The sequence below is a fragment of the Pseudomonas sp. RW407 genome, assembly GCF_003176655.1.
GTDB classification, from domain to species: domain Bacteria; phylum Pseudomonadota; class Gammaproteobacteria; order Pseudomonadales; family Pseudomonadaceae; genus Pseudomonas; species Pseudomonas delhiensis.
The window spans coordinates 394,469-403,069 of sequence record NZ_QGSL01000088.1 but is presented as its reverse complement, the minus strand read 5'-3'; the positions used below and the strand labels follow the sequence as shown (position 1 = coordinate 403,069).

Genomic DNA, 8,601 nt, shown 5'->3' with positions numbered 1-8,601 from the left:
GCGGGGGTGCATTTCCTGCGGGGGTGCATATGCTGCGGGGGTGATGGTGAACATGGTCGAGCGCCCCTGGCGGGCTTCGACTTTCAGCGCGCCAGCCGCGGCCAAGGCCTTGATCGCCGCCTGCACAGCCCGCTCCGACAGGCAGGTGCGCTCCGCGATGCGAGCAACGGAAGGCCAGCAGACGCCCTCGTCGTTGGCGTTGTCGGCCAGGCTGATCAGCACCGCCTTCTGCGCCGGCGACATCCCCTGCAGCGGCCAGCAGGCGGTCATGACGATGGTGCTCACAGCGCGCCCTCCGCGATCTTCTGGGCCAGCTTGGCCAGCCCCTTCGGCGTGACGCGCACTTGGGAAGCCAGGCGCTGGTCGCCAATGGAGTCGGTGCCGATTACGGTTACCCGGTGCTCGAGCAGGCCGGCCGCCATGCGCGGCTGATAGGCAAGCCAGTGGGCCGAGCCCTCCCGGCGGTAGATCCAGCGGTTCTCGCGCATCCAGTCGATCAGCTTGTGCCGAGGGATGTTCAGGTGCTTGGCCGTGTCGGTCAGGCAGAGCGTGCCGCGCGCCTCGGCGATCCGCCCCAGGGCCTCGACCTTGGGCGCCTGCTCGTCCACCACCATGCGCAGCTGGGTGTTCTGCTCGTGGAGATCAGCTGCGACTCGCAGAGCCTCGGAGTAGGTCTGAGGGATAGCCGGGGCCGCGGCGCGCTGCTCCAGCTCCTGCCAGCGATCAACCAGCCGGGCCGTGAACTCCGGGCTCAGTTGGGCGACCACCACGATGGAGTCGCGCTTGCCCTTCTCGCCGACGAAGACGTGCTCCGCGACGGGGCGCCCTGCGGTGGGCTTTTCCACCAGCGGTGGAGAAGCGATCACGCCGCGCTCGGCGAGGCGTTCGATAGTTCGCTTCACGCTGTCGTGCCTGGCGCCGACCAGTTCCGCAATCTCGCGCGAGGTCATTTCCATCCGCGCCACGTTTTGCGCAATCGGAAAACGTGGCGCAGCGTTGTCAGTTCCGTTCGTCGTGTGCATACTCACTCCCGTTGATCTGAACCCCGGCGCCGAGTCCCCACTCCAGCCGGGGTTTGTTTTTTCAGCCGACCAGCGACAGCGGCTTGCCGCCCGCGTGGATCGCCAGTTCGTTCTCCATGCGCCGGCGCATCTCGAAGCTCTTCGACTCCACCAGCAGCAGCCGGTCGATCGCCGCGGGAAGGTCCGGCAGGTCGTTCTCGTCGATGCGGCCGTCAGCCAGCACCACGCTGCAGCGCTCCACCGCTTCGCCGATACCGGCGACCAACTGGCCGAACGCGCTCACCGGGCACCCAACCACGCCAGCGGCGCGGGCCCCGATCAGGCCGTAGCGGTCGGCGAGTTCGTTGATGCAGCGCTCCCGCCATTCCGGCTCCAGCGCCGCCACCCAGGCCTCTTCCATCCAGCTGGGCAGCTCCTGCTCACCGCCGAGCAGCCGCTGGACGCGCTTCAGCCAGCGCCCGGCGGCCTTCAGGTACTCGCCGCCATCGCCCTTGAGCTCGGCCGACTCGAAGTCGGGCACCCTCTCCGCCGCGGCCTTGCGCGGGCACTTCTGGTACAGCGCACGGTTCAGCGCCTGGGCGAAGTCGTCCTGGCTGAGGCTGGTGCGCGCGATCTGGTCGGCGGCGTAGGCCACCAGGACCTGGTCGCGAGTCATTTCGTGTCGGGGATTGGACGTGTTCACATTGCGCTCCTGGTCCTAAGCTGCCCCCATCAAGAAAGGGAGGTCAGCGGTATGTCTTGTTGGGGCTCAGCTGGAACTGGTGGTCGCGTGAGCCTGTTTGGTAGGGCCGGAACCTCGCTGGTACGCTGGGAAGCTCTCACCCAACACAGCGAACCAGGAGGTTCCGATGTCGCAAGAAAATGGATGGCCAGCGCCGTTGGCCGGAGTTCTCAACCCGATCGACGATCCGTACGCCGCGGCACAGCAGATGGCAGTAGCAGCGGTCAACTCGGGACGGCTCGCGCTACCGGAGAAGCCGGACGACATCGCGGAGTTCCTGGTCAAGTTCCAGCGGACCTTGACGCAGGAGTATTTGAAGCTGCGCGACGCGTACGACCGCTCCAATCCCTAGCGCTCCACGGAAGTGGCCGCCGGCAGCGCGGCCAGGTAGGTGTTGATGGCGTCCACCACGGGCGCCATCTCCTGAATGCGGACGACTCCGCCCTGACCGGCGCGAGCGATTTCCTCGGTCAGGCAGATCGCCCGGCTGAACACCCCGAGAAGACGAACCACCTCGCGGACGCTCGGCACCTCCAGGTGGAGCCGAGCAGCACAGCCGGCAGCCTGCACATCAATACCGGCGCACACCGGCGGATGCTCAGTGCTCGCGGCTGCGGCCTGGACGACCACGTCCAGGCGAACAGGCGGAAGGCCAGCCCTTTCCCGCGCCTTGTTCAGGTCGGCAATGGCGTGGAGCGCCAGCGCCTCCTTGTACTGGAGGGTGGCGAGCTCGGGCGGCGGCGGCGGGTTCGGATGTCTCATGTGGCTCTACTCCTCGGTCTCGTCGGCCTGGTCGGCGGCCATGTCTTCGCGCAGCTGGTGCAGGTCTTCCACCAGCGCCAGCAGGCGTTCCTCAAGGGCGCGAAGGCGGTCTTCATGGGTTGGGTTGCCGGCAGAGGTGGTCACCGTCAGCCCTCCATGGCGAGGTCTTTTGGGGTGTCAGCCTTCAGCTTCCCCTTGGTGAGTCGCTCCAGCTGGTACTGGCGAAGTTCGGGGACCTCATCCCACTGACGAACCGCCTCGTAGGAAACCTTGAGGGCCCTGGCCAGCGCGGAAATAGAGCCGAAGTGCTCGATGGCTTGCGTCTTGGTCATGCCGACCTCCTTTGCTTGCCGCAAATTCAAGCACGCTTGAATTTACTTATCAAGCATCCTTCACAAGTAGGCTTGTAGAGTCCTGCGCATGACCGACGTAATCGATCGCATCTCCCATCTCATGAGCCTTCGGGGCGTTAAGCCTCGAAGCGTCAAGCCGACGCTGGCGCGCGTTTGCGATATCAGCTATCAGGCAGTCAGCCAGTGGTTTGATGGATCAACATCGAACATCAAGAACGAGCACCTGCTGGCGCTAGCCGAGGAATACGACACAACAGTCGACTGGCTTCTTTCGGGCAAAGGGGAAGCGCCGCAAGCGGAGGCGACTACAGGGAAGATGAAGACAACTGCCGACCTGGTGCGCGAGATGCTCGGCAGCAAGCCTGGCAAGATGCTCAACGCCGAGGCGCGCCAGCGGATTTTGGCGGTAGCAGAAGAGCCAGCGAACTCAACGCAGCAGGCGACCAACGTCATCGTCGCCGACTTCTCCCGGCCAGTCGGCCTGGTCGGCGACGAAATCAGCATCGCGCGCTACGACATCCGCGGTGCAATGGGCGGCGGCCAGGTGCCGGCCGACTATGCAGAGATGCTCCGCGACGTGAAGGTCAGTGAGAAGCACCTGCGCGAGCTGGGCGTCACCTACGACGATCCGAACCACCTCAAGATGGTGCACGGCTGGGGCCAGTCCATGGAGCCCACCATCAAGCACCGCGATCCCTTGATCGTCGATATCAGCATCCAGCAGTTCACCGGCGACGGGATCTACCTGTTCACCTGGCAGGGCCACCTCTACATCAAGCGCCTGCAGGTCCAGGATGCCGACCACTTCGAGATGATCTCGGACAACAAGAAGCACAAGGACCGGTCCATCCGCATGGATGAGACCTATATCCATGCCAGGGTGCTTCTGGTGTGGAACGCGCACCTCGTTTGAATACTAACAACCCAAGAAGTTGTAACCGCAAAGGAGCTATGCTAAATGAGCGAAAAAGACAAAGGGCGCCAGACGCCGCCTGCAGAGCCGACTCCAAACCGTGATCGCGGAAAGCCCGCCGAAGATGGATGGAATCGAAAGGATTACGGCGGCGACACGACCATTCAGGAGAGCAGGCCCTGCCCTCCACCCCCAAGACCGAGGCAATAATGGAAACCGCCGAAGTAGATCGAAAACTCCACGAGCTGAATTTTTACATTCAGCGCAACGTGCGTTACAACCTTCGCCGAGCTGCTTTTTTTCAGCGCTGGAGTAGGTTCACTGCGTTCGTCGGAGTATTTCTCGGCTCGGCTTCGGCGGTCACATTCATATCCACCCTCCCCACGTACGTCAGTGTCGCCTGCGGCATGACTGTCGCATTCTTCTCTGCGCTCGAATTGATCGTGGGCACAGGTCAGAGGTTTGCCTTGCACTGTGACCTGCGTAAGCGCTACCTCGAACTGGACGAACGCCTCCAATCGGAAAGCAGGCCATCCGAAAAGGTGATACGCGAAACGTGGTCCGCTATTCGACGTATTGAAGCGGACGAGCCGCCACACATGGACGCACTGGAGCTTATGGTGCGCAACGACGTTCTAAGCTCCATATACGATCAGGAAGACCTGGTGGATCATTACATCCCGCTACCATGGTGGGTGAGAGCAACAGCTCAGTGGATCAACTGGGACACATCCCAGGCCGCACCGATAAAGGCACAAACAGCCACGGCATAAATTGAGCCCCGCAGACGCGGGGCTCTTCGCTTCTGGACCCGGTTCTCAGAAAGGCGCCACCTCCTCATGCAGGTGCTGCACCACCATCTCCTCGGCGTAGGCCTCCTCTCCGCCGGTCTCGGCGCCCTCCTCCTCTGACGGCTGCCACGTCAGCAGCACCGTCCCATCTTCGTTCCGCATCATCTCCAGGCCGTCCGTCTCGGCCAGCTCTTCCAGCACCTGGCGCCACGCCAGGTCCGTGTCGCTGTCCAGCTTCCAGATCGTCGCTCGGCGGTCGGCCTGGGCCTTCGGGCTATTGATCATCGCTGACACCCTCAGGCGCAGCCGGTCTACGCCGGTCATTCCCGCGCGGTCCTGATCTGCTGCCCCTCTCTTCTGCTTTGCCATGTTGGCTCTCCTTGCGGTGACTGTATGGATATACAGTACATAAAATAAGTTCAAGCTGCCTTGCATTTAAAATTAAAGCGTGCTTTCATTTTCTCAAGCCAGCTTGAACTTCTGGCAGCCCACCCGGGCACCGCTCTTTAACAACCCGCGCCATGAACAGCTAGCCACCACCAGGTGGCGAGGCAGCCCCGGCCACCACCCGTGGGGCGACAGAAAGTCGGGTGGGCACCATCAACAACAGAACGCATCGCCTCTGCGGCGACCGGCGATCAGACAGGCGATCGAGGAAAGCCTGCCAACGCGAAGGCGACCCTTAGGTACTCAGGGCGACTGGAGACGGCTGATCGAGGGCGAAATGCCCGAACCGAGCGAATGACCCGCATGCGATGCGCACCGCGGCCCGGCGGATGTAGGGCGGCAACACCGATTTCCTCGATGCCCTTGGAGACAGGGGCATCCGGGAAATCACCAGCAGAGGAATCACCGTGGACAACCAGCACCGGAAAATCAGCGGCTACCGCGAACTCAGCCAGAACGAGATCGACCTGATGAACGAGATCAAGGAATTCGGCCCACGGCTCGCCCAATTGATCGACAAGGTCGAGGAGCACATCGGCATTCAGGTTGAGAAAGCCAACAGCATGGAGACCGATGAAGAGGTCGAGCGCCTCGATGCGGCCGGCCCGCGCCGCTGGGCCGCGATCGCGAAGAAGGACCTCCAGACCGGCCTGATGGCGCTGACGCGCGCAGTCGCTCAGCCGACTTTCTTCTGAGGCAGAAACCATGATCGAGCTTGGAAAGAAGGGCCGGGACAAGATCACCGGATTCGAGGGAATCATCACCGGCCGCTGCCAGTACCTGACCGGCTGCGACCAGTACAGCCTGGTTCCGCCGGCGCGCGACGGGAAGATCGAAGGCGCTCAGTGGTTCGACGAGGGCCGCATCGAGGTCATCGGCGACGGCGTTACCGCCGCCCAGGTGCAGGCGCCGCAGCGCGGCGGCCCGAACCGCGACGCTCCCCAGCTGTAAGCATCACTTCTGCACCTGGGCGACCGGGTGCAGCGGGATGACAACCAGGAGGCACCAATGCGCATCAACGTCTACAGCCAGGAGCTGACCAGCGAGGTCATCACCGTGGTGAAGGAATCGAACACCGGCGTCGTCTACCACGCCGCCCAGTTGATCCTGCACAGCAGCGAGCGCCTGCATCACCCGCCGGCGGATGACGACCGCAGCGCCGTCACCTTCTGGCTGCCGAAGTCGCAGGAGCGGCGCGAGGAAATGGCCCAGGCCTTCGAGCGCATCGCCGCCGTCTTCCGCGAGGCGCCGCCGGAAACCGGGCTGGACTGAACCCGATCCCCTGGCCCAGCCAGGGCGCATCGGAGAGCGCCATCCCCAACCACAAGGAAACCCCATGAGCGACTTCAAGAAAGGCCAGGCCGTCATCCTCACCAACCCGCGTGGCGCCGAGAAGCGCGGCAGCTTCGTCGGCACCACCAACCTGGGCACCGGCCGCGGCGGCGGTCTCTACCTGGTCGTCGCAGTCGACGGCAAGGAGCTGAAGGCCCGCCCCTCCAAGGTACGCGCCGCCTGACCATCCTCAAGCACCTGGCGCGCCGGGTGCTTCGGGATGCGCAGAGCATCGCCACCACCCACAACGAGGACGCACCATGTTCGGATTCAAGAAGCTGTTCGGCAAAGGCCGCGAGGCCCGCGCCGCGATGGCGAAACTGGAAAACCGCGATCTGCTCCAGGCGATCGTCTACGGCTGCTTCTACGTGGCCGCCGCCGACGGCGAGATCGAGCAGCAGGAGCTGGACAAGATCGACCGCCTGCTGCGCAACGAGCCCAAGCTGCAGGGCTTCGGCACCGAGCTGGGCAACCTGATCGACAAGGCCAAGAGCGACTTCAACGAGGGCGGCCCGCGCATCATCCGCATGAACGCCGAGCGCGAGCTGGCCGACCTGGCGCACACCCCGGGCGACGCCGAGACGGTGATCAACTTCATGCTGACCATCGCCGAGGCCGATGGCGAGATCGAGCCGGCCGAGGTGGCCGTCCTCGAGCGCGCCGCCGGCAAGCTGAACGTCCGCCTGAAGGATTACCTGTAATGCGGGCCGCCCGCCGGAAGGCCATCGCCGCAGCCCTCGGCGCCGCGGTGGCCATCCTGCTGGGCTGGCTGGTGCTGCGCGCCATCGCCTGGGGCGCCTGCTCCTGGTACGGCTACCAGACCAACCGCGACACCCGCTATGCGGCCTTCATCGGCTGCATGGTCCGGGTGGATCAGCAGTGGATCCCCCGCAGCGAACTGCGCGTCCTGCAGTGAGCAACCTCCTGCCGCTTCCACGAGGCGGCAGTGGGATGCGACGAGCATCAACACCCCCTTCGTATTGCCCGGCTCCGGCCGGGCCTTTTTACGCCCAGTCGAGCACAAGGACAGCACCATGACCGAGATCATCACCAGCATTTCCGCCGCAGAACTTCCCGCCCGCGGCCAGCCCCTGGCCGGCGGCACCTTCGTTGAACGCTACTGGGTGAACGCCCAGGAGCGCGCCCTGGTAATGCTCGGCCCCGAGTACGAACTGGAAGGCGCCTGGGGCGAGTACGGCCTGGACGTGCTCACCCACTACGTCGACGGCCTGGCCAACACCCGCGCCATGGCCGAGGCCGGCAGCGAGCTGGCTAAGAAGGTCCTGGAACTGGGCGCGCACATCGCCGCTCCGCTGGAGGGCCAACTGCTGATGGCGGCCAAGCACGCCGGCCTGATCACCGACCTGCGCGAGGATCGCTTCTACTGGCTCAGTGCGCAGCACTCCGCCTACACCGCCTACACCATGGACTTCGGAGTTGGCTGGCAGACCACCAGCGGCAAGGACGGCGAGCGCGTCGCCCGCCCCGTCCGCAGCGTGCTCATCCTCCAGTAATTCACTCCTTCATTCCTTTCTCCAGCAGGCGATTCGCGGGGCCGCTCCCACCGCGGCCAGACCAGAAGCATGCCGGGCAAGCGCCGGCCGCCTGCGCCCTATTCCACCGAGGACATCCCATGCAAGCGAAGCAACTGCCCGCGCTGAATATCCGGCGCCTGGATAGCCTGACCATCAACTTCTTCGGCCCCGACCTGGCGATCGAACCGATTCGCGACGCCGTGTTCAGCACCCTCGAACCGGCCAACAGCATCCCGCCGCTCGGCGCCTACTGGCCCGGCGAGGGCGGCCACAACGCCGGCCTGGTACGCGGCGAGAATGGCGGTCGCGACTACTACCTGATCGTGGCCGGCGGCCCCGCTGCGGAGTTCCGCGCCGCCTATGGTGGCTACGGGCACGAGACCGAGGGCGCCGACAGTGCCAGCGACGGCCTTGCGAACACCCGGGCCCTGCTAGCCGACAGCGAGGAGCACCCGGCGGCGAAGCTGGCCTCGGGATACACCGCCGATGGACATGCCGACTTCTACCTTGGCTCCCGTCGCGAGTACCAGATCGCCGAGGCGAACGTTCCCGAACTGTTCAGCGAGGGATATCACTGGTCGAGCACGCAGCGCTCCGCCGACTACGCCTACACTTTGGTCTTCGAAGATGGCTGGCAGGACTACCTCGGCAAGGGCGGCGAGCGCGTCGCCCGCCCCGTCCGCAGAAAATTCATCTAGTTCTTCAATCCTTCATTCATGGGCGCG

At 64.5% G+C, this 8,601-nt stretch carries 18 protein-coding genes; 11 read left to right on the top strand and 7 right to left on the bottom strand.

All coding sequences use genetic code 11. From position 1 onward, the window contains the following. From DK254_RS08490 to DK254_RS08480, 3 genes are all read right to left on the bottom strand, one after another. Positions 1 to 285, bottom strand: a 285-nt coding sequence (locus DK254_RS08490) for a helix-turn-helix domain-containing protein (RefSeq protein WP_146219591.1), incomplete at its 3' end; no start/stop codon positions are given. Then, positions 282 to 1,022, bottom strand: a complete 741-nt coding sequence (locus DK254_RS08485) for a phage antirepressor KilAC domain-containing protein (RefSeq protein ID WP_109933424.1) — start codon at positions 1,020 to 1,022, stop codon at positions 282 to 284. The genes DK254_RS08485 and DK254_RS08490, both read right to left, overlap by 4 nt. Before the next feature lie 61 nt (positions 1,023 to 1,083). Beyond that, a complete protein-coding gene (locus tag DK254_RS08480; RefSeq protein WP_256595833.1) occupies positions 1,084 to 1,677 on the bottom strand; it encodes a hypothetical protein in 594 nt (197 codons plus the stop codon). Positions 1,678 to 1,870: 193 nt separating this feature from the next. Here DK254_RS08480 and DK254_RS08475 point away from each other — a divergent pair, with 193 nt between their 5' ends. Beyond that, positions 1,871 to 2,095, top strand: a complete 225-nt coding sequence (locus DK254_RS08475) for a hypothetical protein (protein WP_109933422.1) — start codon at positions 1,871 to 1,873, stop codon at positions 2,093 to 2,095. On the opposite strand, the gene DK254_RS08470 is transcribed toward DK254_RS08475, so the two are convergent. From DK254_RS08470 to DK254_RS08465, 3 genes are read right to left on the bottom strand one after another with little or no spacing between them, the layout of a single operon-like run. Next, positions 2,092 to 2,505, bottom strand: coding sequence for a hypothetical protein (locus DK254_RS08470; protein WP_109933421.1), 414 nt, complete (start codon positions 2,503 to 2,505; stop codon positions 2,092 to 2,094). The genes DK254_RS08475 and DK254_RS08470 overlap by 4 nt on opposite strands. 6 nt (positions 2,506 to 2,511) lie before the next feature. Continuing rightward, complete coding sequence (locus tag DK254_RS34120) at positions 2,512 to 2,649, bottom strand: hypothetical protein (RefSeq protein WP_158546408.1); 138 nt, start codon at positions 2,647 to 2,649, stop codon at positions 2,512 to 2,514. Positions 2,650 to 2,651: 2 nt separating this feature from the next. After that, positions 2,652 to 2,837 (bottom strand): Cro/CI family transcriptional regulator, encoded by a 186-nt coding sequence (locus DK254_RS08465; protein WP_109933420.1) that lies wholly within the window; start codon positions 2,835 to 2,837, stop codon positions 2,652 to 2,654. A gap of 88 nt (positions 2,838 to 2,925) precedes the next feature. Here DK254_RS08465 and DK254_RS08460 point away from each other — a divergent pair, with 88 nt between their 5' ends. Both DK254_RS08460 and DK254_RS08455 read left to right on the top strand, forming a co-directional pair. Then, the gene (locus DK254_RS08460; RefSeq protein ID WP_256595832.1) at positions 2,926 to 3,771 is read left to right on the top strand and encodes a LexA family transcriptional regulator; all 846 of its coding nucleotides are present in this window, start codon (positions 2,926 to 2,928) and stop codon (positions 3,769 to 3,771) included. Between the two features lie 209 nt (positions 3,772 to 3,980). Beyond that, on the top strand, positions 3,981 to 4,544 hold the full coding sequence (locus tag DK254_RS08455; RefSeq protein ID WP_109933419.1) for a hypothetical protein: 564 nt from the start codon (positions 3,981 to 3,983) through the stop codon (positions 4,542 to 4,544). Positions 4,545 to 4,589: 45 nt separating this feature from the next. Here DK254_RS08455 and DK254_RS08450 read toward each other — a convergent pair whose 3' ends face one another. Next, a complete protein-coding gene (locus DK254_RS08450; protein WP_109933418.1) occupies positions 4,590 to 4,931 on the bottom strand; it encodes a DUF1654 domain-containing protein in 342 nt (113 codons plus the stop codon). 485 nt (positions 4,932 to 5,416) lie between these two features. Here DK254_RS08450 and DK254_RS08445 point away from each other — a divergent pair, with 485 nt between their 5' ends. From DK254_RS08445 to DK254_RS08410, 8 genes are all read left to right on the top strand, one after another. Continuing rightward, on the top strand, positions 5,417 to 5,704 hold the full coding sequence (locus DK254_RS08445; protein ID WP_109933417.1) for a hypothetical protein: 288 nt from the start codon (positions 5,417 to 5,419) through the stop codon (positions 5,702 to 5,704). Between the two features lie 10 nt (positions 5,705 to 5,714). Further along, positions 5,715 to 5,960, top strand: coding sequence for a hypothetical protein (locus DK254_RS08440; protein ID WP_109933416.1), 246 nt, complete (start codon positions 5,715 to 5,717; stop codon positions 5,958 to 5,960). 57 nt (positions 5,961 to 6,017) lie between these two features. Beyond that, positions 6,018 to 6,281, top strand: a complete 264-nt coding sequence (locus DK254_RS08435; RefSeq protein WP_109933415.1) for a hypothetical protein — start codon at positions 6,018 to 6,020, stop codon at positions 6,279 to 6,281. A 64-nt stretch (positions 6,282 to 6,345) separates the two neighbouring features. Then, complete coding sequence (locus DK254_RS08430) at positions 6,346 to 6,525, top strand: hypothetical protein (protein WP_109933414.1); 180 nt, start codon at positions 6,346 to 6,348, stop codon at positions 6,523 to 6,525. A 76-nt stretch (positions 6,526 to 6,601) separates the two neighbouring features. Beyond that, the gene (locus tag DK254_RS08425) at positions 6,602 to 7,042 is read left to right on the top strand and encodes a tellurite resistance TerB family protein (protein WP_109933413.1); all 441 of its coding nucleotides are present in this window, start codon (positions 6,602 to 6,604) and stop codon (positions 7,040 to 7,042) included. Beyond that, a complete protein-coding gene (locus DK254_RS08420; RefSeq protein WP_058071198.1) occupies positions 7,042 to 7,257 on the top strand; it encodes a hypothetical protein in 216 nt (71 codons plus the stop codon). Before DK254_RS08425 ends, DK254_RS08420 begins: the two co-directional genes overlap by 1 nt. 118 nt (positions 7,258 to 7,375) lie before the next feature. Next, entirely contained in the window at positions 7,376 to 7,855 is a 480-nt protein-coding gene (locus DK254_RS08415; protein ID WP_109933412.1) for a hypothetical protein, read from the top strand. 119 nt (positions 7,856 to 7,974) lie between these two features. Beyond that, entirely contained in the window at positions 7,975 to 8,574 is a 600-nt protein-coding gene (locus DK254_RS08410) for a DUF1566 domain-containing protein (protein ID WP_109933411.1), read from the top strand. Positions 8,575 to 8,601: the final 27 nt, after the last annotated feature.